This is a genomic window from Sphingomonas sp. (assembly GCF_017744835.1).
Classification (GTDB): Bacteria; Pseudomonadota; Alphaproteobacteria; order Sphingomonadales; family Sphingomonadaceae; genus Sphingomonas.
The window spans coordinates 45,272-68,601 of sequence record NZ_JAGIAM010000005.1; the positions used below are offsets into that span (position 1 = coordinate 45,272).

Genomic DNA, 23,330 nt, shown 5'->3' on the forward strand with positions numbered 1-23,330 from the left:
GCGGCGACGCGACGACCTCCGCGTCTCCGCGCCTCCGCGTGAACCAATCATCGCGCCCTCGCGACCTTGGGTGCGGAAGCGCGTCACGCCGCCCATCCGTTCTTTTCCATCCAGGCGGCGCAGCTGCCCTTCGCGAGGTCACGGACGCGGCCGATATAGGCCTGGCGCTCGGCGACCGAGATGACGCCGCGGGCGTTCAAGAGGTTGAAGATGTGGCTCGCCTCGATCGCCTGCTCATAGGCGGGGATCGGCAGGCCCTTGGCGAGGCAGTTCTCGCATTCGGCCGCGGCCTTGCGGAACTGGTCGAACAGCGTCTCGGTGTCGGCGACCTCGAAGTTCCAGGTCGACATCTGGACTTCGTTCTCGTGGAACACGTCGCCATAGGTCACGCCCGCGTCGTTGAACGCGAGATCGTACACGCTGTCCTTGTTCTGGATGTACATCGCCAGCCGTTCGAGCCCGTAGGTGAGCTCGCCGGCGACGGGCTTGCAGTCGAAGCCGCCCATCTGCTGGAAATAGGTGAACTGGGTGACTTCCATGCCGTCGCACCAGACTTCCCAGCCGAGACCCCAGGCGCCGAGCGTGGGCGATTCCCAATCGTCCTCGACGAAGCGGATGTCGTGGCGCGTGAAGTCGATCCCGATCGCGGCGAGGCTGCCCAGGTAGAGCTCCTGCAGATCGGGCGGGCTCGGCTTCAGGATCACCTGATATTGGTAATAATGCTGGAGCCGGTTGGGGTTCTCGCCATAGCGGCCGTCGGTCGGGCGGCGGCAGGGCTGGACGAAGGCCGCGTTCCACGGATCGGGGCCGAGCGCCTTGAGCGTGGTCGCCGGGTGGAAGGTGCCCGCGCCCATGCGCATGTCATAGGGCTGCAGGATCACGCAGCCGCGCTCGCTCCAATAGTCGTGGAGCTTGAGGATCATTCGCTGGAAGCTGAGGGGTTCCGACATGGCCGGTGCTTTGGCGCGAAGGTGCGGGAGGGTCAATGGCGCGGGTGTGCGGCGCGCCCTGTCGTCAGCCCCGCGAAGGCGGGGGCCCGGAGCAACGGGCGGCGTCGCCTGCGATTCCTGGGTCCCCGCCTTCGCGGGGATGACGAAGGGGGGCGGGGATGACGAAGGGGGTGTGATGACCAAAGAAGTGCGGGATGCCCTGCGTTGACAGCGCAGCGCCGCTCGGGTCCAAGGCCGGCGATGTTGCGTCGCTTCCTTCCCCTGCTCGCCCTGTTCGCGCTCGCCGGATGCGGGCCCAAGCCCGTGGCGAACGACGCCGATCCGGCGCTTTGGGTGGTCAAGGACGCCGACACGACCATCTATCTGTTCGGCACGGTGCACATGCTGAAGCCGGGGCTGAGCTGGTTCGACGAAGGCGTGAAGAGCGCGTTCGACGCGAGCGACAGCCTGGTGCTCGAGCTGGTGATGCCGCCCGAGCAGGAGATGCAGGCGCTGGTTTCCGAGCTGGGGACGACGACGAGCGGCCCCAGCCTGCCCGAGCAGCTGCCGCCCGAGGCGGCGGCGCGCATCCGCGCGGCGCTGCCGCAATATGGGCTCAGGGCCAATGCGCTCGACCGGGCCGAGCCCTGGCTGGCCGCGACGATGCTGTCGTCGCTGCCGCTGCGCCAGCTCGGCTATGACGATGCCGACGGCGCCGAGAAGATACTGAGCGACGCCGCCGCCAGGGCCGGCAAGCCGGTGACGGGGCTGGAGACCGCGCGCGAGCAGCTCGGCTATTTCGACGCGCTGCCCGCCGATGCGCAGCGCGCGCTGCTGCTCGACACGCTGGGCGACCTGCCCAATGCCGGGGCGACGGTGGACCGCATGGTCGCTTCGTGGAGCAAGGGCGACGCCGACGGGCTCGCGGCGCTGATGAACGAGGACCTCGACCGATCGCCCGAGCTGGCCGAGCGGCTGCTCGCCGCGCGCAACCGCAAATGGGCCGACTGGCTGGTCGAGCGGATGAAGCAGCCGGGGACGGTGTTCGTCGCAGTCGGCGCGGGGCATCTGGCCGGCGGGCGCAGCGTGCAGGCCGAGCTGGCGAAGCGCGGATTGAAGGTGGAGCGGGTGAACTACTGATCCGGTTGCGCTTCGGCCGCATCTCCGCTAAAGGCGCGCGCTTGTCGCGGCAGGGTCATCCCTGGAGGCCTGCCCGGCATTGAACTGATAACTTTAGCGCACAGGAACGACACATGAGCGAGACGCTTACGCTGTCGGCCGAGACGCGCGACCGGGCTGGCAAGGGAGCCTCCCGGGCGCTTCGTCGTGAAGGCCGCGTCCCCGCCGTCATCTACGGCAACAACCAGGAGCCCAAGAGCATCCACGTCGGCGAACGTGAGCTGCAGAAGCTTCTCAACACCGGGCACTTCTTCAACTCGGTCGTGATGATCGAGGGCGAGCGTACCCTGCCCAAGGACGTGGCGTTCCACCCGGTCAGCGATCGTCCGCTGCACGTCGACTTCCTGCGCATCTCCGAGCACGCGACCGTCACGGTCGAAGTGCCGATCGTCTTCACCGACGAAGAGGAAGCCCCCGGCATCAAGCGCGGCGGCGTGCTGAACATCGTCCGCCACGAGCTGGAACTGGTGGTCGACGCGGCCGAGATCCCCGACCAGGTCGAGATTTCGCTCAAGGGCGTCGAAGTCGGCGATTCGATCCACATCTCCGCGGTCCAGCTGCCGAAGGGCGCGAAGCCCGCGATCACCGATCGCGACTTCACCATCGCGACCGTGGTTGCTCCGTCGGCGCTCAAGTCGAGCGAAGGCGACACGCAGACCGAAGCCGCCGAGGGCGAGGCCGAGGGCGAATAAGCCCTTCACCGAACTTCTTGGGTGAAAAAATCGCCTCCGCATCCTAGGTGCGGGGGCGATTTTCGTTTCGGGGATTTGAGATGCAGCTCTGGGTCGGCCTGGGCAATCCGGGGCCGCAATATGCGATGCACCGCCACAATGTCGGCTTCATGGCGCTCGACGCCATCGCCGAGGTGCACGGGTTTTCGGCGCCGAAGAAGCAGTTCCAGGGCTGGACCCAGGAGGGGCGGATCGGGAGCGAGAAGCTCGTGCTGCTCAAGCCCGCGACCTTCATGAACGAGAGCGGCCGGGCGGTGCGCGCGGCGATGGACTTCTACAAGCTCACGCCGGCGGACGTGACCCTGTTCCACGACGAGCTCGACCTGCTGCCGTTCCGCGTGAAGGTGAAGACCGGCGGCGGCACCGCGGGGCACAACGGCCTGCGCTCGGCCGACAAGCACATCGGCCCGGACTTCCGCCGGGTGCGGATCGGCATCGGCCATCCCGGGCACAAGGACCGGGTGACCGGCTATGTGCTGGGCAATTACGCCAAGACCGAGATCGAGCCGCTGAGCGACATGCTGGGCGCGATCGCGGCCGAGGCCGAATGGCTGGCCAAGGGCGACGACACGCGCTTCATGAACGACGTGGCGCTGCGGCTGCAGGACTGAGGCGCAAAAGGAAAAGGGCCCCGGTTCCCGGAGCCCTTTCCTTTCGCTTTGGGCGAGCCGCCCGCGCTTACTTCTTGCCGACGATGTTGCCGACGAGGCGCTGGTTGGCGCCGTTGAACGTGCCCGAACCCTGGAACACCAGGCCGATTTCCTTGGCCTGCGAGCCGTAGAAGCCGCCGGCGACCGTGCCGTTGAGCGGGCTGCCCTGGAGGAAGCTGCCGTTGAACAGCGTCGACTTGGTCGCCCAGGAGGCCTGGGCCGTGAAGGTGCCGTAAGGCACCGGCGCGCCGCCGCCGGTTCCGGGCGTGGTCAGGTTCATGGTGATGTCGACGATGCTGGTCGCGAAGTTGACCGACAGCGTCACCGTGCCCGAGACGCGCGTCACCGTCGTCGTGGTGCCCGCGACGCTGATCAGGCGGCCGTTGACGGTCGCGGTATAGGCCTGGGTGCCGGTGGTCGGCAGGTCGCCGACCGCGGTGTTGTAGCCCCACACGCCGGTGGTGAAGCGCTTGGCGCCCGCGGTCGAATCGCCACGCCACCAGTTCATGTAGCTCACATTGGTGAGCTGGAGCGCCGCGGTGCTGGTCACCTGCGACGGGATGGTGTTGTTGAGGAACTCGAGCTGCGAGAACTTGCCCGCGGTGGTGGCGTCGTCGGTGCGGAACACGAACTCGTTCACCGCCGGCGCGGGCTGGACCGTGACGTTGGTGGTGGTGAAGCGCGATTCCTCGCCCGCCTCGTTGATCACATAGGTTCCGGTGGCGATCGCATTGCTGGTCGCGAGGCTGACGCGCGACGAGAGCGTCTCGGTGGCGCCTGCGCCGAGCGAGACTGCGCCCGCGGCCGGATCGCCGGTGTAGCTGACCGAGGCGTTGATCGTGTTGAACGAGGCCGCCGCAGCGAGCGGGAAGGCCGTGTAGGTCGGCGATGCGGTGGGCGTCGGCGACGGGCTCGACGTGGGCGACGGGCTCGGCGTCGGCGTGGGATCGTCATCACCGCCGCTGCAGCTTGCCAGCGCCAGCGTTGCCGCAGCCGCGCTCATGAACATGTGACGGCGAATCATTCCCCTACTCCCTCGTAATCTTACGGATACCGCGAAAAGGCTTGGCGCCCCTGTACCCCAGATGAACGGGGGCGCGTCAACATCATTAGGCACGCATTGCATATGCCCGCGTCTCATAGGGCGGTTCGAGCGATTCGACCCAGGCGCCATGCGCATGAGTGAGCGCGAACAGCTCCATCGGCGTGTCGCCGGGCCAGCCCTGCACGGGCACTTCGTGACGGTGCAAGTCGCGATTGGGCTCCATCATCACCCAGCCGAGCGGGCGCTCAGGCGCGGCGCGGGCACCGGCGGCGCGCATCGCGTCGGTGATGCGCTGCTGGGTGGCGCGGGGGAGATATTGCCAGACGACCGAGTGCATGAGCACGCGAGTGACGCCCTCCTGCTGCGGCTCGGCGAGGCGCGCCTCGACCCAGTCGGCGGCGTCGCCCTGGACCAGGTCGACGCCGTGCGCGCGGACCATTGCGATCGTCTGCTCGAGCCGGGCCTGGCGCTCGACATTCTCGACCCAGCAATAGGCCTGAAGCCGCTCGGCATCGCGCGGGCCCGACAAGTCGAGCGGCTGGATGTCGACGCCGCGCGTGGAGACGATCTTGACCGGCGCGTCGGGCGGCGGCGGGCCGCGCCATTCGGGGCTGATCGTGACCGGCGAATCGGCAGGGCCGGTGCGCACGCCGCCGAGATCGAAGCGATAACGACCGATCAGCAGGTTGAGCCCGGCGCTCGAGCCGATCTCGAGCAGCTCGAAGCGCGGGCCATAGCGTTCGGCCAAGTGGAGGATGCCGGTCATCAGCCCGGCCGAACGCCCCGCCTCGTTGGTCTGGGGCGGGCCATCGAGCCAGGGGAGCAGCTCGGTGTCATGCGCGGCCAGAACGTGCTGGAGGATCGCGCCCACCTTGGCGGGATCGGTCTCGGCGCCCGTGAACACCGGGGCCAGCTCGGGCACGCCGCGGCGGTGGAGTGCGTGGAGACCGCCGATCAGCCGCAGCACCAGTGCATCGGCCACGGGCTCGCCTGGCCAGTCGAGCACGCGCCGCCCGGTTTCGCTGTCGCGGGTGAGCGCATCCGCCAGCACCGTCGATATCCGCGCGGTGATCGGCGCCGCCATCGCCGTGCAATAGCCGGCCTGGATGCGGAAGCCCTCGCGGTTCGCTGCCTCGTCTGCCATTCCCCTGCCCTCCGCTCCCGCTGTTGCGCCCGAGGCACCCCGCAAGTAAAGCCCCCGCCATCCCATGCAGGAACCGCTCATCCTTGCCGTGCCGAAGGGCCGAATCCTCGACGAGGCGCTGCCGCTGCTCGCGGCGGTCGGCATCGTGCCCGAGCCGGCCTTTTCGGACGAGGGCAGCCGCGCGCTGCGCTTCAAGACCAACAGCCCCGCGATCGACCTGATCCGCGTGCGCGCGTTCGACGTCGCGACCTTCGTCGCGCATGGCGCCGCGCAGCTGGGTATCGTCGGATCGGACGTGCTCGCCGAATTCGCCTATTCGGAACTCTATGCGCCGGTGGACCTGGGCATCGGCAAGTGCCGAGTCTCGGTCGCCGAGCCGGTCGACCTGGCTGCCAAGGACGATCCGCGCGGCTGGAGCCACGTCCGCATCGCGACCAAATATCCGCACATCACGCGTGCGCACTTCGAGGCCCGCGGCGTGCAGGCCGAGTGCGTCAAGCTCAACGGCGCGATGGAGCTGGCGCCGGTGCTGGGGCTGGCGCCGCGGATCGTGGACCTCGTCTCCTCCGGCCGCACGCTCAAGGAGAACGGGCTGGTCGAAGTCGAAGTGATCGCAGAGGTCACCAGCCGGCTGGTCGTCAACCGCGCCGCGTTCAAGACGCGCGCCAGCGAAGTGGTGCCGCTGGTGGACGGGTTCCGGCGAGCCGTGGAGAGGAAGGCGGCGTGATCCGGCTCGACTTCTCCGCCGCCGGCTTCGCCGACGCCTTCACGGCGCTGGTCAATGCGCGGCGCGAGGCCGATGCCGATGTGGCGCGCGACGTCGCCGCGATCGTGGCGCGGGTGCGCGACGAAGGCGATGCGGCACTGCGCGACCTCACCCAGCGCTTCGACCGTTTCGACCTCGACGCGAGCGGCTGGACGCTCGATCGCGCCGATTGCCTCGCGGCCTATGAGGGGCTCAAGCCCGAGCTGCGCGAAGCGCTCGAGCTCGCCGCCGAGCGGATCGCCACCTATCACGCCAAGCAGAAGCCCGAGGATCGCGACGAGATCGACGCGCAGGGCATCCGGCTCGGCGCGCGGTGGCGCGCAGTGGATGCGGCGGGCGTCTATGTGCCCGGCGGCCGTGCGGCCTATCCCTCTTCGGTGCTGATGAACGCGATCCCGGCCAAGGCCGCGGGCGTGCGCCGGCTGGTGATGGTGACGCCGACGCCGAACGGCGAAGTCAATCCGCTGGTGCTCGCCGCGGCGCATGTCGCCGGCGTGGACGAGCTGTGGCGCGTCGGCGGAGCACAGGCGATCGCGGCGCTCGCCTATGGCACCGACAGGATCGCAGCCGTCGACGTCATCACCGGCCCCGGCAATGCCTGGGTCGCCGAGGCCAAGCGCCAGCTCTATGGCGTGGTCGGCATCGACATGGTGGCGGGGCCCAGCGAGATCGTGGTCGTCGCCGACGGCAAGAACGACCCCGAATGGATCGCCGCCGACCTGCTGAGCCAGGCCGAGCACGACCCGACCAGCCAATCGATCCTGTTCACCGACGACGCCAGGTTCGCCGATCGCGTGGCGCTGGCCGTCGACTCACAGATCGAGCAGCTCGCGACGCGCGACACGGCGCGGGCGAGCTGGGACGCCAATGGCGCGATCGTGCTCGTGCCCAGCCTGACCGACGCGATCGCGCTGGTCGACCGGCTGGCGCCCGAACATCTCGAGCTTGCCTGCGACGAGGCCGAGGCGCTGTTCGAACTGGTGCGCCACGCCGGATCGGTGTTCATCGGCCGCCACACGCCCGAAGCGGTGGGTGACTATGTCGCGGGGCCGAACCACGTCCTCCCCACCGGGCGGCGCGCGCGCTTCGCCTCGGGGCTTTCGGTGCTCGACTTCATGAAGCGCACCAGCTTCCTTGCGCTCGACGAGGCCGGGCTGGCGGCGATCGGCCCAGCGGCGGTGGCGCTGGCCGATGCCGAGGGCCTGCCGGCGCACGCACGCTCGGTCGCGATCCGGCTGGGACAGGGCTGATGCGGGCGCCCGACCTGATCGAGGACGGGTGGTGCCTGGAAAGCGCAGTCGAATATCATGCGCTCAACCCCGAGACCTTCGAGATTCCGGACGAAGGCACCCGCCGCACGCTGCGCGCGGGCGATTTCGCCAAGCTGATCTTCGCGATCGCCGTCGAGGACGACGAGGAGCCGATCTACGAACGGATGTGGGTGGTCGTGCGCGAAGTCGCCGGCGACACTTATTTCGGGCTGCTCGACAACGCGCCCGACATCGACGAAAACGACGAATTCTGGATCGGGACCGAGCTTCCCTTCACCCAGGAGCATGTCATCGACGTCCAGGCCGGCAATGAAGAGAGCCGCGACTATGCCGCGCGGACGCCGCTGCGGAGCTGGCCGCGCGACTGAGTCCCGGGATTGCCGCGCGCACGGCGGCGAGCCAGGATGGCACCATGGACGATCCCGACGCCTTTGCCGCTGAATGGTGCGCCGCCTGGAACGCGCACGACCTCGACGCGGTGCTCGCGCATTTCCACGAGGACGCGGTCTTCACCTCGCCGGTGGCGGCGAAGCTGCTGCCCGAGACCGGCGGGCGAATCACCGGCAAGGCGGCGCTCAGGGCCTATTGGGAGGAAGGGCTGCGGCGCATCCCCGACCTCCATTTCACGGTCGAGCGCGTGTTCGCCGGCGTGGACGCAGTGGTGATCCAGTATCGCAACCAGCGCGGCGTCCCGGTGAGCGAAGTGCTGGTATTCGACGGCGACCGCGTCCGTTCGGGCCACGGGACCTATCCACTGGACCTCGACAACCCTGCCGGAGCGGGTGCGCCGGGCCGCTGATCGCAGCCTTTGCCTTTGGCGGCGCACGCGCCTATCTGCCGCCGCTATGCCAAGTCCCAAAGCAAAGACCCGTTCCAAGGCGCGCGCCGCTGCGCGCCTCGCCGCCGTCCAGGCGCTCTACCAGCGCGAGATGGAAGGCACGCCCGTGCCTGCGCTGCTCCACGAATTCCACCAGCACCGGCTCGGCGCGGTGATCGAGGAAGTCGAATATGCCGAAGCCGACGTGCTCTTCTTCGACGATGTCGTGAAGGGCGTCGACGCGCGCAAGGACGAGATCGACGCGCTGATCGCGGCCAAGCTCTCGGCCGACTGGTCGCTCGAGCGGCTCGACAAGCCGATGCGCCAGATCCTGCGCGCAGGCACCTACGAGCTGCTCGCGCGGAACGACGTGCCGGTGGGCGCAGTGATCAGCGAGTATCTCGACGTGACCGACGCTTTCTACGACCGGCGCGAGAAGGGCTTCGTCAACGGCATCCTGGATGCGGTGGCGAAGGAAGTGCGGGGTTAACTCCCCTCTCCCGCCGGCGGGAGAGGGTTGCGCAGACTTAGCTTTTGCGCAGCAAAAGGTTAGTCGGAGCTGGGTGAGGGTGGTGCGAAGCGAAGCTTCGCGCGCTTGCTGCGCAAGCGCCCACCCCTCATCCAACTACGCCTGGGCAGCAAGCTGCCAAGGCTCCGTATCCTTCTCCCCTCAAGGGGAAGGTTTTGGGGGTGCGCCATGACCGAAGCCGAATTCATCGCCGCGCTGCGCACGCTTCCCCTCGCCCCGGGGGCGGAAGGGCTTGCCGACGATTGCGCCACGCTGGCGCTGGGCGGCGAGACGCTCGTCCTCACCCATGACGCGATCGCCGAGGGCGTCCATTACCTGCCCGGCACCGATCCCGCCGATGTGGCCTGGAAGCTGGTCGCGGTGAATCTCTCCGATCTCGCCGCCAAGGGCGCCGAGCCGCTGGGCGTGCTGATCGGCGCGGCGCTGATCGAGGGCTCCGAGCGCTTCGTCGAGGGGCTGCGCGCGATTCTGGAGGCCTATGGCGTGCCGCTGCTCGGCGGCGACACGATCGCGCTCAAGCCCGGAACCCCCGCGACCTTCGGCTGCACGGCGATCGGCCGCGCGACCGTCACGCCGGTGCCGACGCGCGCGGGCGCGAGGCCGGGCGACGCGCTCTTCGTCGCGGGCACGATCGGCGCCGCGATGCTCGGCTTCCGCGCCGGCGACGGCGAGGCCTATCTGCGCCCCAGGCCGCTGCTTGCCGAGGGGCGCGCGCTCGCCTCGCATGTCCATGCGATGATGGACGTCTCCGACGGGCTGCTGCTCGACGCGCGGCGCATGGCCGAGGCGAGCGGCTGCACTGCGATGCTGTCGCTCGACGCCTTCCCCTTCGCGCCGGGCGTCGCGCGCGAGGACCGGATCGCGGCGGCGAGCTGGGGCGACGATTATGCGCTGCTCTTCGCCGCGCCCGCCGGATTCGAGCCGCCGGTTCCGGTCGTGCAGGTCGGGAGCATGGCCGAGAAGGGGCCCGCGTCGCTACTGCTCGATGGCGCCAAGCCGCCCGAAAAGCTGGGCTACGAGCACGGCTGACGCGCGCCTTGCGCTCCCCAAGAGCCCCCGATACGCTCCCCCCTTCCGAAGACCGGCAAAGACTGGCGCGGATTTCCAGAAGTTCTAGGGGAAGGACTGCACCGGATGACGATTGTTTACCTTGCAATCGCCTGCGGCCTGATAGCCGTGGCCTATGGGCTGTTGACCAGCCAGCAGGTGCTGAGAGCACCCGCCGGCAACGAGAAGATGCAAAGCATTGCCGCCGCGATCCAGGAAGGCGCGAAAGCCTATCTGGGCCGGCAATATACGACCATCGCCATCGTCGGCGTCATCGTCGCCGTCGTGCTGTTCTTCACCCTTGGCGGGCTCTCTACCCTGGGCTTCGTGATCGGCGCGGTGCTTTCGGGCGTCGCGGGCTATGTGGGCATGAACATCTCGGTCCGCGCCAACGTCCGCACTGCCGAAGCCGCGCGCGGATCGCTGCAGGGCGGGCTCACCCTCGCCTTCCGCTCGGGTGCTATCACCGGCATGCTGGTGGCAGGCCTGGGCCTGCTCGCGATCGCCGGGCTGTTCTGGTACCTGGTCGAAGTCGCCCACTACCAGCCCAATGCCCGTGCGGTGATCGGCACGCTGACTGCGCTGGCCTTCGGCGCCTCGCTCATCTCGATCTTCGCGCGTCTCGGCGGCGGCATCTTCACCAAGGCCGCCGACGTCGGCGCCGACCTGGTCGGCAAGGTCGAGGCAGGCATTCCCGAGGACGATCCCCGCAACCCCGCGGTGATCGCGGACAATGTCGGCGACAATGTCGGCGACTGCGCCGGCATGGCCGCCGATTTGTTCGAGACCTATGTCGTGACGCTCGGCCTCACCATGGTCTCGATCGCGCTGCTGATGCGCGGGCTCGACACCGCGCTGCTCACCAACCTGATGTCGCTGCCGCTAATCGTCGGCGGGGTGTGCATCATCACTTCGATCATCGGCACCTATATGGTCCGGCTGGGCAAGGGCCAGTCGATCATGGGCGCGCTCTACAAGGGGTTCTGGACGACGGCGCTGCTCTCGATCCCGGCGATCTGGCTCGTCACCAGCTATGCGCTGGGCGACCTGAACGCCCCGATCGGCGGCGTTCCGGAGCTCGGCAGCCTGGTCGACGGTCCGCTCACCGACGAGGCGATCGCGGGCCTCGCCGCCGGCCCGTCCTTCACCGGATGGGACCTGTTCATCTGCATGATGATCGGCCTGGCGGTGACCGGACTGCTGGTGTGGATCACCGAATATTACACCGGCACCAACTATCGCCCGGTCAAGTCGATCGCCAAGGCTTCGGTGACGGGCCACGGCACCAACGTGATCCAGGGGCTGGCGATCAGCCTCGAATCGACCGCGCTGCCGACGCTGGTGATCGTCGTCGCGGTGATCGCGGCATACCAGATCGCCGGGATCATCGGCGTGGCCTTCGCCGCGACTTCGCTGCTCGCGCTGGCGGGCATGGTCGTCGCGCTCGACGCCTATGGACCGGTGACCGACAATGCCGGCGGCATCGCCGAGATGGCGGGACTCGAGGACGAAGTGCGGCACAAGACCGACGCGCTCGACGCAGTGGGCAACACCACCAAGGCCGTGACCAAGGGCTATGCGATCGGATCGGCGGCGCTCGCGGCGCTGGTGCTGTTCGGCGCCTATACGACCGACCTCAAGGAGTTCTTCCCGGACACCGTGGTCGATTTCTCGCTGAACAACCCGTACGTGATCGTCGGGCTGCTGCTCGGCGCGCTGCTCCCCTATCTGTTCGGCGCCTTCGGCATGACTGCGGTGGGCCGCGCCGCCGGATCGGTGGTGGAGGACGTCCGCAACCAGTTCCGCGACAATCCGGGGATCATGGAGGGCACCAGCCGCCCGGACTATGCCCGCACCGTCGACATCGTCACGCGGGCGGCGATCAAGGAAATGATCATCCCCTCGCTGCTGCCGGTGCTGAGCCCGATCGCAGTCTATTTCATCATCACCGCGGTCGCCGGCCAGGCGCAGGGCTTTGCCGCGGTGGGCGCGATGCTGCTGGGCGTGATCGTCTCGGGCCTGTTCGTCGCGATCTCGATGACTTCGGGCGGCGGCGCATGGGACAACGCCAAGAAGTACATCGAGGACGGCAACCACGGCGGCAAGGGCTCCGAGGCCCACAAGGCAGCCGTGACCGGCGACACGGTGGGCGATCCCTACAAGGACACTGCCGGGCCGGCGGTGAACCCGATGATCAAGATCACCAACATCGTCGCGCTGCTGCTGCTCGCGGCGCTCGCGGGGACGCACGTCGCCGGCTGAGGATATCGCCTGAACTTCCGACCCCGCCCGGAGCCTCTCCGGGCGGGGTTTTGTTTGGGCGGGCCCGCTCTGCTAAGGCGCCGCGCGTGACTCAGCCCCAGCTTCCGATCCACGTCGCCGCGCTCTACCAGTTCACGCGCTTCGACGATCCTGCCGCGATCCAGGCGCCGCTCGCCGCGCTCTGCTGTGCCGAGGGCGTCAAGGGCACGCTGCTGCTCGCGCGCGAGGGGATCAATGGCACGATTGCGGGCAGCGGCGCGGCGATCGATAAGGTGCTCGCGCATATCCGCACCCTGCCCGGCTGCGCCGACATGGACGTCAAGCATTCGCGCGCGGCGAGCATGCCCTTTTACCGGATGAAGGTGCGGCTGAAGAACGAGATCGTGACGATGGGCGAGCCCGACCTCGATCCCACCGACACCGGCGACTATGTCGCGCCGCAGGACTGGAACGCGCTGATCGAGCGGCCCGACACGATCGTGATCGACACGCGCAACGACTATGAAGTCGCGATCGGCAGCTTCGCCGGCGCGATCGACCCCAGGACCAGGAGCTTCCGCGAATTCCCCGAATGGGTGCGCGCGCATCGCCACGAATGGGAAAGCGGCGCGGAGAAACCGAAGATCGCGATGTTCTGCACCGGCGGCATCCGCTGCGAGAAGGCGACCGCCTTCCTCAAGGCCGAGGGGCTGGACGAAGTCTATCACCTGAAGGGCGGTATCCTCGCCTATCTCGAACAGGTGCCCGCCGAGCAGAGTCGCTGGCAGGGCGAATGCTTCGTGTTCGACGAGCGCGTATCGGTAGGGCACGGGCTGGAGCTCGGCACCCACAGCCTGTGCCGCGCGTGCCGCATGCCGGTGAGCCCTGAGGATCGCGGCTCGCCCCTGTTCGTCGAGGGGGTGTCGTGCCCCGCCTGCCATGAATCGCGAAGCGACGCGCAGCGCGAGCGCTATGCCGAACGGCACCGCCAAGCGCGGCTCGCGGCGGAACGCGGCGAGGCGCACGTCGGCGCGCGCCACCCCGAGCGCGACGAGGACTGAGCGCCAAGCCGCTTATTTTTTCCCGACGACCAGCCGGCCGACCAGCTTCTCGCCCGCATCCTTGCCGAGCACTTCGATATCGACCGATTCCTCGCGCTCGTTCGGGCGGCCGAAGTCGCGGATCAGGTGGACAGCGACGACCGAAGGGCCGTTGGGATCGATCCGGTCCCCGGCAAAGACATGGGCCCGCACGGTGTAAGTACCCTCCGGCGCGCGGCGGAGGAAATATTCCTCGGGACCGAAGCCCCTGGTCATGTCGTTCGACAGATGGCCGCCGATCGCCGTGCGCGGATTGCTGTAGATCGCGCGCTCGCCATTGGGCTCGTCGACCCACAGGTCGAGATCCGTCGCGTCGGTATTCCATTCGGCGACGACGCGGATGTCGGTGTCGAGCAGCGCGATCAGCCGCCGATCGAGGCTCGTCTCGCCGCCCAGCGCACGCAGCCTGGGGATGAGCGCATTGGCTTCCATCAGCGCGATCGTCTCGATTCCCTCCCAGGCACCGTTCCAAGGCGTGAGCGCGACTTCGGCGAGCAGCGCGATCGCCCGTTCGAGGTCGGCGCGGGCGTGCGCGGGCTGCCTGGCTGCGCGGCGGGCGAGCGCCAGCGCGAGCAGCCGCTTGGGCTGAGGTCGCTCCGGGTCGAGCGCGGCCTGGCGCTCGCGCAGCTCGACCGCGCGGTCGAGCGCGCCATAGCGTTCCAAGCGGTCGGCAACGAGGCCGTAAGTCACTTCATTGGCGACCGGCAGATCGAGCGTCGAGAGTAGCATCTCCGCCGCCTCGGCTTCGCGGCCGTGGCGGCGGAGCCACTCGGCGGTGTCCAGGTAGAAGGCCGGCAAGGTGCCGTGCTGCGCCTCCCGCTCGGGGAACAGCGTGTCGAACTGCCCGGGCGCTGCGTCGAACGCCTTGAGATAAGGGCGCTCGGGCTGCCAGGCGTCGATTTCGATTTTCGCCCGGGCAGCATCGACGGTATCGACACTGTCGACCATCGCGGCGGACGCCCGCTGTGGTGCGGCGCTCCGGCTCAGCGTACCGGTCACAACGACACTGGCCGTGTCGTCAGCCTCCACGACTTCGACCATCGCCTCCGGAACCGGCGGAGGCGGAGGCGCAGGCATGGCGGCGGGAGCAGGAACGCCCTCCACGCGCCGCGGCTTACGCTTGGGGCGTGCCGCGGGATCGAACTTGCGCTTCCACCATTCGACCTGCTCGTTCCAGAGCCTGACGACGGTATCGAGCCGCCGGCCGCGTTCGGCGGCCTTTGCCTTGTCCGCTTCGGCGCGCAGCCCGCGATAGCGGCCCAGATCGTCCGCCGGATAGTTCTCGGGCGGAGCAATGTCGAAGCGCACATAATCCTCGGGCGATTCGAGAACGAGGAACGACAGGCTGGGGCTCGCCAGCCCGTAGCGCCGGCTGAGCGCGACATAGTCCGGCCGGCGATCGGCGTCGCCCAGCGTCGAAAGCGCGTCGGCGGCGAGCAACACGCCTTCGCCTGCGAATTCCGCCGCACCCGGCAACGCGCGGCGCAGCTCGCGCCCGCCCAGCACGACGCGGACGCCACCCCGGTCCGGCGCGCGCGCAGCCACCAGCCATTGGCCGGCGCCGCTCTCGATCGGCACGAAGGGCAGGCGCCGCCCCTGGTCGTCGAGCACTGCCGTCACCGCCGGCGCGACCTGGACGAGCGCGCGCTCGACGGCGCCAAGATCGTCCCCCAGCCGGTGCGCCCGGCCGCCATGTGCGCCGGCGAAATGGCGCAGCCAGCCGAGGTCGGCGGCCTTGGACGCCGCGACCGCGTCGACGCGGCACGGGAGCGTTACCGTCGCATCGCGGTCTATCGCCGGCTTGCCCTCGGAGAAGAGCAGACAACGATCGGCCGTACGCAGATCCCCGGCTAGCGGCGCGAAGCTGGTGGCGCCGCGGTACCGCGCCGCCTGGAGCATCGCGATGGCGGCATCGGCGTCCGCGACTGTCCGGCGCTCGGCGCCGCTTGAATTGAAGGTGACGACTTCGATGCTCCTGGACCGCAGAGCGGCGAGGGTGCGGCGAAGGAGCGCGAACTCGCTCTTGTGATCGCCCAGGCGCGAACGCGAACGATCCCAATAGATGCGCAGGCGATCTGCCGGGGCTGCGGTTTCCGCAGTCGCAGTGCCGGCGAGCTGGACGAAGCGCTCGCCGAGCGAATTGCGGCTCACAACGGCATCGGGCAGCGCCGGGCGGCCGAGGATCAGCAGGCCATCGAGGGCGCGTTTGCCCTCCTCGCGCGCCGCGAAGCCGTCACCCTCGCGCGCCATGGCGATCGGGCCGCGGCCGGGCCAGGTAAGGCTGGGCGCGGCGGTCACGCCCGTCGCGCGCACGCTGATCGACCAGCCATCCTTCGGCGCAGGCAGATCGAGCGGCAGCACGAGCACGTCCTCGCCGCGGTGCGAATTGAACAGCGGCGCTACGTAGCGAAGCCGGATCGTGCGGGCGCCCCTGGCCGGTATCGGGAAGACGCGGGTGCGGAAGGTGCCGGCGGGATCGACTTCGGCGAGCCCGGGATCGACACGGCCGCGGACGTTCGCCTCGTACACTGCCTTTGCGCGCGGGCGGTCGACCAGCACGCCGTCGACCATCCTGCCCTTCAAATCGAGCGCATAGCCGGTGACCACGGCGTCAGCAGGGAGCACGAGCCGAAAATCGCCCTCCAGCGGCTCGCCGCCGCGGTTGCCGAAGCGGGCGGTGATCGTGGTTTCGGCGATTCCGCCGCGCAGCTCGATCGCGACGTCGAGCCGATCGAGGGCGATGTCGCGGATTCGGCTCTCGTCGCGCACGCCGTTCGCGAGCGCGGTGAGGCTGGGACTCCCAAGCCTGGGAGCGGATCGTTCCGCCTGGGCGAACGCCGTGGCGGGCAGCAGCAGACACAGACCAGCCAGCAACCAACGCACGATCATCCGCGCCCTCCCCCATTCAGGCTATGATACCTTGTATCATGCACAAGAGATCCGTCCGTGGGAAGCCGCATTCGCCTGGGGTCCGGTCCCGGTTCGGGCCGGCCGCTATTTCGGCTGGGTCCGTCGCCGCATCGCGGCCAGCAAGCGGCGAAGCATCAGCATGCCCGCCACCACCAGCGCCAGCAGCACGATCGCGACCAGCACCGCCGCCACCGGGTTGGCCAGCGCCGCGAACAACGCACCCGTGGTCAGCACGTCCTCGCCGCTAGAGACGACCAGATTGCTGACCGGCTCGGGACTGGCGTTGACCACGGCGCGCGTGCCCGCCTTGGCGCTATGCGAGAGCAGCGACGCGCCGCCGCCGAGCAGCAGCGCCGCGACTTGCCAGGCAGGGTCCTGCGCATCGACCAGCGCGAGCGCGAGAAGGGCGCCGCCCACGGGGCGCACGAGCGTGTGGACCGCGTCCCAGGCGCTGTCGATCCACATCACTTTGTCCGCGAGGAACTCAGCGAGCGCGCCCGCCGCTGCGATCCCGATGATCCAGGGATTGGCGAGCACGCCGAGCGCCCGCAGATTCTCCGGCATGGCGATCCAGCCGAAGTGCATCGCCATGCCCACGGCGAAGACGCAGAGATAGACGCGCCAGCCCGAGAGCAGGCTCACGCTTGCCGCCAAGCCGATGATCTCGACCGCGCCCACCGGCCCCGGCCGCTAACGGGTCAGAAGTCGAGGCCGATCAGTCGTCCGATGAAGATCAGCACCATCGCGCCGACGATGGAGGCAAGGAAGCCGGCGGGCTTGAGCGGTTGCACGCCCGGCTTGATCCAGTTGCTGATCAGCCCGGCAAGGAACGAGCCCGCGATGCCCAGCACGATGCTGGCGATCCATCCCATGTGCACGGCGCCCGGGTAGAAGAATCGCGCAAGGATACCGACGATCAGGCCGACGATGATTGTCGAGACGATATTGCCGACGCTCATAGATTCCCTCCTGCTCCAGATGCCCGATCGCCCCGCGGACGATCGGGCTGGCGCGAGGCTATCACAAGGAGCGGCGCGAGCAACTCGGTTCGGCCTCCCGAAAATCCGCCGGCCGCTTCCCATCTCCTCCGCATCGGACGGGAGCATCTTTCCTCCCCGCCTTCCCTTTTTGCGCCGGGCAGAGTAAAGGCACCGCCAATTTTCGCTGGCGCTCAGCTTGAGAGGCATATTTTTTGGCCAAAGAAGAACTGCTTGAAATGCGCGGACAGGTCGTTGAGCTTCTGCCCAACGCGATGTTCCGCGTCCGGCTCGAGAATGATCACGAGATCCTCGGCCACACTGCCGGCAAGATGCGCAAGAATCGCATCCGCGTGCTGGTGGGCGACGAAGTGCTCGTCGAGCTCACGCCCTACGACCTGACCAAGGGTCGCATCACTTACCGCTTCAAGTGACCCGCGCCGCAGGGGCGGGTCATCCCGGCATAGGCCGGGAGCCAGAATGACAGGAGCCCCCTTGCGGCTCGTCCTCGCCTCGACATCCCCGCGCCGCCGCGACCTGCTCGCGCGGATCGGCGCCGTGCCCGATCGCATCGCTGCGCCCGACGTGGACGAGGATGTCCGCGCCGGCGAGACGCCGCGCGCCTATGTGCTGCGCGTCGCGATCGACAAGGCGCATGCGGTGCCGCGCGAGGCCGACGAGATCGTGCTGGCCGGCGACACCACGATCGCCGTGGGCAGGCGCATCCTCGCCAAGCCGGAGGACGAAGCCGACCTGCGGCGCATGCTGGGCCTGCTCTCGGGCCGGCGCCACCGCTGCCTTTCCGCGGTCTGCCTGATCGATACCGGGGGCAAGGTGCGCACGCGCCTCTCCGACACGATCGTCGCCTTCAAGCGGCTCACGCAAGCCGAGATCGACTGGTACGTCGCCAGTGGCGAAGGCATGGGCAAGGCGGGCGGATATGCGATCCAGGGCCGCGCCGAGGCGTTCGTGCGCTATCTCTCCGGCAGCCATTCGGGGGTGGTCGGCCTGCCGGTGTTCGAGACGCGCGCGCTGCTCGAATCGGCGGGCTACAGACTTGGCTGAGTGGCTCTACGAGGCCGGGATCGGCGAAGCGCGCGCGGCACTGGTCTCGCGCGGCGTCATCTGGAAGGCGCGGATCGAGCTCGAGGGCACGGCTCCGCGCGAAGGCGCGGTGCTCGCCGCGCGGCTGGCGGATCGCAGCACCGGCAAGGTGACGCTCGATGGCGGCGGCGAGGCGCTGTGCGACCCGCTGCCGCAGGGCATCACGCAGGGCGCCGCGCTGAGGGTGCGGATCGTGCGCGAGGCCATCCCCGAGCCCGGCCGCGCCAAGCTCCCCAAGGCCGTGCCCGGCGCGCCCGACGCGCCGCTGGGGCCGGGACCAGACCTGCTCGCACGCATCACCGCGACCGGCCTGCCCGTGCGGCAGCTTCGCGCGCATGAGCCCGACCTGATCGAGGAAGCGGGCTGGTCCGAAGTGCTCGACGAAGCGGTCACCGGCGAGATCGCCTTCCCCGGCGGTGCGCTGCGGCTTTCGCCGACCCCGGCGATGACCTTGTTCGACGTCGACGGATCGGGGCCGATCGAGCCGCTGGCGGTGGCCGCCGCGCATGCCGTGGCGCGTGCGATCGAGCGGCACGGCATCGCGGGCTCGATCGGCATCGACTTCCCGACGCTCTCGAGCAAGGCCGCGCGCCAGGCCGTGGCCGAGGCGATCGACGCAGCACTCCCCCAGCCCTTCGAGCGGACCGCGGTCAACGGCTTCGGCTTCCTCCAGATCGTACGGCGCCGGACGCGTCCCTCGCTTCCCGAGCTGCTGCGCGCCGATCCCGTCGGCGCCGAGACGCGCGCCGAGCTGCGCCGGCTCGAACGCCTTCCCCCGCCGCCGCCGGCCACCCATATGGTGACTCAGCGGATCGCGCGCCGCCTCGCCCAGCAGCCCGGCTGGAAGCAGGAGCTGGCGCGGCGAATCGGCGGGACCACCGAGTTCGTCTCGGCAAAGGAGTGATATGGCAAAGCGCGAAGGCTGCCCGATCTGCGGCCAGCCCACCCAATCCGAGTTCAAGCCCTTCTGCAGCCGCGGCTGCAAGGATCGCGACCTGCTGCAATGGCTGGGCGAAGGCTATCGCATCGCCGGCGACCCCGTTGATCCAAATGCGCAAAGCGGGCTGGACAGGGCCGATTCGCCCGACTAAGAGGCGCGCTCCCCGGCGGTTCGCTGGTGTGCCCAAGTAGCTCAGTTGGTAGAGCATGCGACTGAAAATCGCAGTGTCGGTGGTTCGATTCCGCCCTTGGGCACCATCCCTTCCCACAAGCATATGATTTTCAGTCCTTTTCTTGAGGTTGGAAACCAGCCTCGGGTTCAAGGTTGGAAAACGCGCGGTCGGCAAGCGCAGCCCGATTAGCCCTTGCGCGGTAGTAGGCGAACGTCTCGGCTTTCTTGTGTCCGGTGACGGCCTGCCCCTCCGCGTCGGTGGCTCCACCTTCCGCGAGGCGCCTGGCGGTTGCCTTGCGAAGGCCATGCATCGAGCAATGCGGCAATCCAGCATCGTCGCACCATTTGCGCATCCGATTGCCGAGCCCGGCGTCCGTAAAGGGCTTTCCGAACTGCGTCGTAACGAGGAAGCGAATCGGAGCCGCCGGCAGCGCATCGATCGCCGCGCGTGTGGTGGCGAGGAGCGGGACCGAAGCCTGATTGTTGCCCTTCGCGTGGTCCACGATGACCCGCCCGCCCTTGATATGGTCGCGCTCGATCTTGTTGACGTTACACCGCCGCGCCGCCGTATTGAGGGCTAATTCGAGCGTGAGACGCGCCATAGAGCCGAGTTTATGATAGGCTCGGTACTGCTCGATTTCCTCGTTGGTCCAGTCGTGGAAGCCTTCGCCCTTGTCGTACTTGTCCGTCAATCGAACGGGGTTGTCGGTAATCCAAGGTGGCGACATGCGGCGAGCACAGTCCATCAAGCCAGCCAGCACTTTGCGCAGCTCATTGGCGGCGGCGGGCGTTTCTGCCATCGTGCCGAACACGGTTTCCAGCCAAGCGACCGTGACGCTGGCAACGGGCCGCTCGCCATAACGGCGACCTGTCTTGCCAACGCGATCACAGAAGCGCTCAAGGATGCGGCCTTGCACCAGTTGAGTGCGCGCCCCCTTCTTCGACCAGCGCACGGTCTTCTTGTAACGGATCACCAGCTCATCGAGGCTGCGCGGCTTGATTGAGCGCGGGGAGCCCGCCGATGCGGGTTCCACAGGGCCGGCGCCGACAAGCGCTGCGTAGCGCGCGTGAAACTCGGCAGCGCCCGGGTCGCCTGGGAGATATCCACCCTTCCAGCCCTTGCGCACGAAGCGGTAGCGGGTCTTGCCGTGGCGATCCTTGACCGGATAGACGTGCGGGGGAAGGTCAGACATCATCATCGTCCCATTTCTCGGGCATCGGTCGTTCCGGTGCCGATTCGCCGATGATGATCTCGATCCGCCGGTTCTCCAAGTCCATGATGATGCGCGCATGGTCCAGCTTGGCCGCAGCGACGGCCTTGGTCGCGCGGTCAATATCAGCCTGGGTGATGCGCGCAGGAGCCGTCACCGCTCGCCCTCCTTGCTCTTGAGGGCGGCGAGAACATGCGCCACAATCTCGACCTTGAAGGCGTTGGCCGCGGCCTCCGGATCGTGATACCCAGCGACCGCGCAGCCCTTCTCGATAATGCAGCCGCATGGCTTTCCGGCCAGTTCATCAACGCAGGCGGCGTCGACAGCCTTGAAAATATCCGCCTCGATCACCGCATCCCGGCTCGGGGAGGCGTTGGCGAGGGCTTCTAGCGCGCTTGCTGCGGTGATGGCCTTGTCGCGCCAGTAGTGCAGCCGCCCGCTTTCAGTGCCGTCCGGCCAAGGCTCTTCGTGCTGGTCCGCCAGCTTCGCCGCGATAGACAACAGCGCATCCCGCATCGCCCCGATCTGCTCGTTGCTCATGCGGCACCTGTGGCGCGGGCGCGGAGGTGCCGCCATTCCTCGGGCTGGTCGCTCATATTGCCGTCAGCGTTGCTCGCCCAGCATGCGCCGTCGGACCAATTGCGCGGAAAGCTGTCGGTGGTCGCCTGCCACTGGTCGCAGGGTGCTTCGTCCTCGGTCATCGACCCGTCTTTCACGAGGATAGCAGGGAACCACTTGCGCCCGCAGCGCACTTCGACCTCGCGCCCATAAGGGGCGGTGTCGATCTGCCGAAATTTGCTCATGCTGTCGGCTCCTTGGGGGTGGTGGCTCCCCCGCTCTGCGCAGTGGGTGCGGCGGCGATCATGGCGGACCAAGCAGCAGCCGCGGTAATGTGCGCGGTAAAGCCAAGATCGCGACATCGGTCGAAATACGCCTCGATCATCGCCTCGGTCGGCTCGCGCGGCACCAGCACCCACCCTCCCGCCACGCTCTGGTCGGATGCAGCGAGGGCGAGGATGGCGCGGCATTCTGCAAGGATTTCCTTGGACGGGTGCCATCCCGTAATCCGCTGAATTTCCGCGTCGATCTTTGCGATGAGCGCCTCCCTATTCGCCACCGCAGCGGCAGGGGCGCCCAGCATCCGGCGCACCATCGCGCAGATTTCCTCCCGCGACTGGCGCTCGGCGTGCTCCCACTTCAAACCGAAGTGATGCCAGCACACAGCCCTCGCGATTTCCTCGACGGGATCACCCTTGGACCTATCCGCCACCGCAGCGGCAGGCGTGGGGGTGTTCTCGGGAGTGGCTATTGAGGCAATCCCCTGCAATTCGGGGATCGGCGTGCTGATCGGTAGCGGTGGAGATTTAGGCACGGTCGGCCTCCTGCTGGATGGCTTTGGCGATGTCGCAGACCAGCACGTCCACGAAGTGGCGGGCGTTCGGCCCCTTCGGGCGGAAGGTCAGTGCGATCTCAGCGGCGCGTCGATAGGCGTCGCGCACCCCCTCTCCCTGCGCCGTGTTGGCGTAGGCAAGGGCTTCGACAACCGCGTCAATCACTGTCTCTGGATCGACCATGACCATGTATCCGGGCAGTTCGGGAAGATTGAATCCGTCGCGAAGACCATGCTTGGCCAACACCGCCCGCGCCTTGTCTTGCTCAGTCATGGCGCCCTCCATCGAATGCGGCGGGGGGAGCGATCCGAGCGGCGAGGGTCGCGGCCTTCCGTTCCTCTGGGAACTTGACGCGGCCGTGCCAAAGCATCTCGCAAGCGTCCCAACCCGCGTTGAACGATGCGACGTCCAGCAACTGGCATTCCGGCAATTTCGGAACGCCGCTGACCGCGTGAAATTCCTCCTCGCTAATGTCGATCATACTCTCGCGACCGCACCCGCAAGGCATGACAGCGATAGGAACCGAGAGGCTGTACGGAACGTAGTCGTACCATCCGACTTGCCCGTGCGCGGTGCATTTGCGGAAAGCGCGCCTCTCATTCGGCCGCAGCTCCGGTAGGGCCTCAACCTCCCCCGCACCACTGTCGCTCCCCGCTGGCTGCTCATCGGGCGCAGCGGCAGGCGTGGGCACCTCAAGCGTCTCGACATGGGTGGTGCTACGAACCAACGCCGACCGGAGAGCGGTATCGACATCGCGGCTCACGCTCGCAGCGGCAGGCGTGGGCTGGGCGAAGGCGCGTTCGAGCAGCCATTCGGTCAGCTTGCCGCGATCTGGCAGAACCAGGTCGTTGCCCGGATTTGCAGCACGCCAGCGCTGAACGGCTCGCATGTCGGCATCCCATTGCAGATCGAACGTCCGCTGCAATTCGGCGGCCCGCTCAGCAGCCTTGTAGATCGCGAGCCCTTCCTCGCCAGAAAGACGGGCGATTTCACCTTGCGCCTGGGCCGCACTTGCCTTGCGAAGCGCGCGCTCCAGAGTCGCACGGTCGATTGCTTCCGGGTTAGTGGTCACGCGAGCCTGCTCCACGCTAGGTAGATCACCCACGACCATTCCCCTTCCTTATCCGAACAACCTTCTCAGGCTCTCCGTGCATGGGGACGACATTCGCAGCGGACT

28 protein-coding genes and 1 tRNA gene are annotated in these 23,330 nt (G+C 68.1%); 16 read left to right on the top strand and 13 right to left on the bottom strand.

Going from position 1 to position 23,330, the window contains the following annotated elements; translation table 11 throughout:
* Positions 1–83: 83 nt before the first annotated feature.
* Positions 84–950, bottom strand: coding sequence for a glycine--tRNA ligase subunit alpha (locus J7500_RS15235; protein WP_294062735.1), 867 nt, complete (start codon positions 948–950; stop codon positions 84–86).
* Positions 951–1,190: 240 nt separating this feature from the next.
* On the opposite strand from J7500_RS15235, the gene J7500_RS15240 reads away from it, so the two are divergent.
* The 3 genes from J7500_RS15240 (at position 1,191) to pth (ending at position 3,450) form a co-directional block, all read left to right on the top strand.
* Positions 1,191–2,069, top strand: a complete 879-nt coding sequence (locus tag J7500_RS15240; RefSeq protein WP_294062736.1) for a TraB/GumN family protein — start codon at positions 1,191–1,193, stop codon at positions 2,067–2,069.
* A gap of 113 nt (positions 2,070–2,182) precedes the next feature.
* The gene (locus J7500_RS15245; RefSeq protein WP_294062737.1) at positions 2,183–2,800 is read left to right on the top strand and encodes a 50S ribosomal protein L25/general stress protein Ctc; all 618 of its coding nucleotides are present in this window, start codon (positions 2,183–2,185) and stop codon (positions 2,798–2,800) included.
* An 80-nt stretch (positions 2,801–2,880) separates the two neighbouring features.
* A complete protein-coding gene (gene pth / locus J7500_RS15250) occupies positions 2,881–3,450 on the top strand; it encodes an aminoacyl-tRNA hydrolase (RefSeq protein WP_294062738.1) in 570 nt (189 codons plus the stop codon).
* Positions 3,451–3,517: 67 nt separating this feature from the next.
* On the opposite strand, the gene J7500_RS15255 is transcribed toward pth, so the two are convergent.
* The gene (locus J7500_RS15255; RefSeq protein ID WP_294062740.1) at positions 3,518–4,513 is read right to left on the bottom strand and encodes a hypothetical protein; all 996 of its coding nucleotides are present in this window, start codon (positions 4,511–4,513) and stop codon (positions 3,518–3,520) included.
* A gap of 85 nt (positions 4,514–4,598) precedes the next feature.
* Positions 4,599–5,678, bottom strand: a complete 1,080-nt coding sequence (locus J7500_RS15260; RefSeq protein ID WP_294062741.1) for a DUF2332 domain-containing protein — start codon at positions 5,676–5,678, stop codon at positions 4,599–4,601.
* Between the two features lie 64 nt (positions 5,679–5,742).
* On the opposite strand from J7500_RS15260, the gene hisG reads away from it, so the two are divergent.
* From hisG to J7500_RS15300, 8 genes are all read left to right on the top strand, one after another.
* Positions 5,743–6,405 (top strand): ATP phosphoribosyltransferase, encoded by a 663-nt coding sequence (gene hisG / locus J7500_RS15265; protein WP_294062742.1) that lies wholly within the window; start codon positions 5,743–5,745, stop codon positions 6,403–6,405.
* Entirely contained in the window at positions 6,402–7,694 is a 1,293-nt protein-coding gene (gene hisD / locus J7500_RS15270; protein ID WP_294062744.1) for a histidinol dehydrogenase, read from the top strand. The genes hisG and hisD overlap by 4 nt, the downstream gene beginning before the upstream one ends.
* Positions 7,694–8,083, top strand: coding sequence for a hypothetical protein (locus tag J7500_RS15275; protein ID WP_294062745.1), 390 nt, complete (start codon positions 7,694–7,696; stop codon positions 8,081–8,083). The genes hisD and J7500_RS15275 overlap by 1 nt, the downstream gene beginning before the upstream one ends.
* Positions 8,084–8,127: 44 nt before the next feature.
* On the top strand, positions 8,128–8,514 hold the full coding sequence (locus tag J7500_RS15280; RefSeq protein ID WP_294062746.1) for a nuclear transport factor 2 family protein: 387 nt from the start codon (positions 8,128–8,130) through the stop codon (positions 8,512–8,514).
* Between the two features lie 46 nt (positions 8,515–8,560).
* The gene (nusB, locus tag J7500_RS15285; RefSeq protein ID WP_294062747.1) at positions 8,561–9,022 is read left to right on the top strand and encodes a transcription antitermination factor NusB; all 462 of its coding nucleotides are present in this window, start codon (positions 8,561–8,563) and stop codon (positions 9,020–9,022) included.
* Between the two features lie 207 nt (positions 9,023–9,229).
* A complete protein-coding gene (thiL, locus tag J7500_RS15290; protein WP_294062748.1) occupies positions 9,230–10,090 on the top strand; it encodes a thiamine-phosphate kinase in 861 nt (286 codons plus the stop codon).
* Positions 10,091–10,195: 105 nt separating this feature from the next.
* The gene (locus tag J7500_RS15295) at positions 10,196–12,370 is read left to right on the top strand and encodes a sodium-translocating pyrophosphatase (RefSeq protein ID WP_294062750.1); all 2,175 of its coding nucleotides are present in this window, start codon (positions 10,196–10,198) and stop codon (positions 12,368–12,370) included.
* A gap of 86 nt (positions 12,371–12,456) precedes the next feature.
* Positions 12,457–13,410, top strand: a complete 954-nt coding sequence (locus tag J7500_RS15300) for a rhodanese-related sulfurtransferase (RefSeq protein WP_294062752.1) — start codon at positions 12,457–12,459, stop codon at positions 13,408–13,410.
* Positions 13,411–13,422: 12 nt separating this feature from the next.
* Here J7500_RS15300 and J7500_RS15305 read toward each other — a convergent pair whose 3' ends face one another.
* From J7500_RS15305 to J7500_RS15315, 3 genes are all read right to left on the bottom strand, one after another.
* Positions 13,423–16,338, bottom strand: a complete 2,916-nt coding sequence (locus J7500_RS15305) for a VIT domain-containing protein (protein WP_294062753.1) — start codon at positions 16,336–16,338, stop codon at positions 13,423–13,425.
* Positions 16,339–16,443: 105 nt separating this feature from the next.
* Positions 16,444–17,001 carry a DUF4126 domain-containing protein gene (locus J7500_RS15310; protein WP_367112989.1) on the bottom strand — a complete coding sequence of 186 codons (558 nt, stop codon included), beginning with the start codon at positions 16,999–17,001 and terminating at the stop codon, positions 16,444–16,446.
* Positions 17,002–17,057: 56 nt separating this feature from the next.
* Complete coding sequence (locus J7500_RS15315; protein WP_294062757.1) at positions 17,058–17,318, bottom strand: GlsB/YeaQ/YmgE family stress response membrane protein; 261 nt, start codon at positions 17,316–17,318, stop codon at positions 17,058–17,060.
* Positions 17,319–17,551: 233 nt separating this feature from the next.
* Between J7500_RS15315 and infA the strand changes: the two genes are divergently transcribed.
* The 5 genes from infA to J7500_RS15340 all read left to right on the top strand — a co-directional run bounded on the left by infA (position 17,552) and on the right by J7500_RS15340 (position 19,637).
* Entirely contained in the window at positions 17,552–17,770 is a 219-nt protein-coding gene (gene infA / locus J7500_RS15320) for a translation initiation factor IF-1 (protein ID WP_003049127.1), read from the top strand.
* A gap of 61 nt (positions 17,771–17,831) precedes the next feature.
* Positions 17,832–18,401: a nucleoside triphosphate pyrophosphatase gene (locus J7500_RS15325; protein ID WP_294062952.1), complete on the top strand. Its 570-nt coding sequence runs from the start codon at positions 17,832–17,834 to the stop codon at positions 18,399–18,401.
* Entirely contained in the window at positions 18,394–19,344 is a 951-nt protein-coding gene (locus J7500_RS15330) for a ribonuclease E/G (RefSeq protein WP_294062759.1), read from the top strand. The genes J7500_RS15325 and J7500_RS15330 overlap by 8 nt, the downstream gene beginning before the upstream one ends.
* Position 19,345: 1 nt before the next feature.
* Positions 19,346–19,531 carry a DNA gyrase inhibitor YacG gene (locus J7500_RS15335; RefSeq protein ID WP_294062760.1) on the top strand — a complete coding sequence of 62 codons (186 nt, stop codon included), beginning with the start codon at positions 19,346–19,348 and terminating at the stop codon, positions 19,529–19,531.
* A 30-nt stretch (positions 19,532–19,561) separates the two neighbouring features.
* Positions 19,562–19,637 (top strand) — tRNA-Phe (locus J7500_RS15340).
* Positions 19,638–19,661: 24 nt separating this feature from the next.
* Here the strand turns inward: J7500_RS15340 and J7500_RS15345 are convergent.
* The 7 genes from J7500_RS15345 to J7500_RS15375 are packed head-to-tail and all read right to left on the bottom strand — an operon-like array spanning position 19,662 to position 23,225.
* Positions 19,662–20,750, bottom strand: a complete 1,089-nt coding sequence (locus J7500_RS15345) for a tyrosine-type recombinase/integrase (RefSeq protein ID WP_294062761.1) — start codon at positions 20,748–20,750, stop codon at positions 19,662–19,664.
* Complete coding sequence (locus J7500_RS15350) at positions 20,737–20,919, bottom strand: hypothetical protein (protein ID WP_294062762.1); 183 nt, start codon at positions 20,917–20,919, stop codon at positions 20,737–20,739. The genes J7500_RS15345 and J7500_RS15350 overlap by 14 nt, the downstream gene beginning before the upstream one ends.
* Positions 20,916–21,302 carry a hypothetical protein gene (locus tag J7500_RS15355; RefSeq protein ID WP_294062763.1) on the bottom strand — a complete coding sequence of 129 codons (387 nt, stop codon included), beginning with the start codon at positions 21,300–21,302 and terminating at the stop codon, positions 20,916–20,918. The genes J7500_RS15350 and J7500_RS15355 overlap by 4 nt, the downstream gene beginning before the upstream one ends.
* On the bottom strand, positions 21,299–21,565 hold the full coding sequence (locus J7500_RS15360; protein WP_294062764.1) for a hypothetical protein: 267 nt from the start codon (positions 21,563–21,565) through the stop codon (positions 21,299–21,301). The genes J7500_RS15355 and J7500_RS15360 overlap by 4 nt, the downstream gene beginning before the upstream one ends.
* The gene (locus J7500_RS15365) at positions 21,562–22,134 is read right to left on the bottom strand and encodes a hypothetical protein (RefSeq protein WP_294062765.1); all 573 of its coding nucleotides are present in this window, start codon (positions 22,132–22,134) and stop codon (positions 21,562–21,564) included. Before J7500_RS15365 ends, J7500_RS15360 begins: the two co-directional genes overlap by 4 nt.
* Positions 22,127–22,426 carry a hypothetical protein gene (locus J7500_RS15370; RefSeq protein ID WP_294062766.1) on the bottom strand — a complete coding sequence of 100 codons (300 nt, stop codon included), beginning with the start codon at positions 22,424–22,426 and terminating at the stop codon, positions 22,127–22,129. Before J7500_RS15370 ends, J7500_RS15365 begins: the two co-directional genes overlap by 8 nt.
* Positions 22,419–23,225: a hypothetical protein gene (locus tag J7500_RS15375; protein WP_294062767.1), complete on the bottom strand. Its 807-nt coding sequence runs from the start codon at positions 23,223–23,225 to the stop codon at positions 22,419–22,421. Before J7500_RS15375 ends, J7500_RS15370 begins: the two co-directional genes overlap by 8 nt.
* Positions 23,226–23,330: the final 105 nt, after the last annotated feature.

Excerpts from the sequence above, each read along its gene's own strand:
- J7500_RS15295 (WP_294062750.1), top strand. The coding sequence starts at position 10,196 with ATGACGATTGTTTACCTTGCAATCGCCTGCGGCCTGATAGCCGTGGCC.
- nusB (WP_294062747.1), top strand. The coding sequence starts at position 8,561 with ATGCCAAGTCCCAAAGCAAAGACCCGTTCCAAGGCGCGCGCCGCTGCG.
- J7500_RS15240 (WP_294062736.1), top strand. The coding sequence starts at position 1,191 with ATGTTGCGTCGCTTCCTTCCCCTGCTCGCCCTGTTCGCGCTCGCCGGA.
- hisG (WP_294062742.1), top strand. The coding sequence starts at position 5,743 with ATGCAGGAACCGCTCATCCTTGCCGTGCCGAAGGGCCGAATCCTCGAC.
- J7500_RS15360 (WP_294062764.1), bottom strand. The coding sequence starts at position 21,565 with ATGAGCAAATTTCGGCAGATCGACACCGCCCCTTATGGGCGCGAGGTC.
- J7500_RS15335 (WP_294062760.1), top strand. The coding sequence starts at position 19,346 with ATGGCAAAGCGCGAAGGCTGCCCGATCTGCGGCCAGCCCACCCAATCC.
- J7500_RS15280 (WP_294062746.1), top strand. The coding sequence starts at position 8,128 with ATGGACGATCCCGACGCCTTTGCCGCTGAATGGTGCGCCGCCTGGAAC.
- J7500_RS15275 (WP_294062745.1), top strand. The coding sequence starts at position 7,694 with ATGCGGGCGCCCGACCTGATCGAGGACGGGTGGTGCCTGGAAAGCGCA.
- J7500_RS15315 (WP_294062757.1), bottom strand. The coding sequence starts at position 17,318 with ATGAGCGTCGGCAATATCGTCTCGACAATCATCGTCGGCCTGATCGTC.
- J7500_RS15255 (WP_294062740.1), bottom strand. The coding sequence starts at position 4,513 with ATGATTCGCCGTCACATGTTCATGAGCGCGGCTGCGGCAACGCTGGCG.
- thiL (WP_294062748.1), top strand. The coding sequence starts at position 9,230 with ATGACCGAAGCCGAATTCATCGCCGCGCTGCGCACGCTTCCCCTCGCC.
- pth (WP_294062738.1), top strand. The coding sequence starts at position 2,881 with ATGCAGCTCTGGGTCGGCCTGGGCAATCCGGGGCCGCAATATGCGATG.
- J7500_RS15345 (WP_294062761.1), bottom strand. The coding sequence starts at position 20,750 with ATGATGATGTCTGACCTTCCCCCGCACGTCTATCCGGTCAAGGATCGC.
- J7500_RS15260 (WP_294062741.1), bottom strand. The coding sequence starts at position 5,678 with ATGGCAGACGAGGCAGCGAACCGCGAGGGCTTCCGCATCCAGGCCGGC.
- J7500_RS15305 (WP_294062753.1), bottom strand. The coding sequence starts at position 16,338 with ATGATCGTGCGTTGGTTGCTGGCTGGTCTGTGTCTGCTGCTGCCCGCC.
- J7500_RS15235 (WP_294062735.1), bottom strand. The coding sequence starts at position 950 with ATGTCGGAACCCCTCAGCTTCCAGCGAATGATCCTCAAGCTCCACGAC.
- J7500_RS15245 (WP_294062737.1), top strand. The coding sequence starts at position 2,183 with ATGAGCGAGACGCTTACGCTGTCGGCCGAGACGCGCGACCGGGCTGGC.
- J7500_RS15355 (WP_294062763.1), bottom strand. The coding sequence starts at position 21,302 with ATGAGCAACGAGCAGATCGGGGCGATGCGGGATGCGCTGTTGTCTATC.
- J7500_RS15370 (WP_294062766.1), bottom strand. The coding sequence starts at position 22,426 with ATGACTGAGCAAGACAAGGCGCGGGCGGTGTTGGCCAAGCATGGTCTT.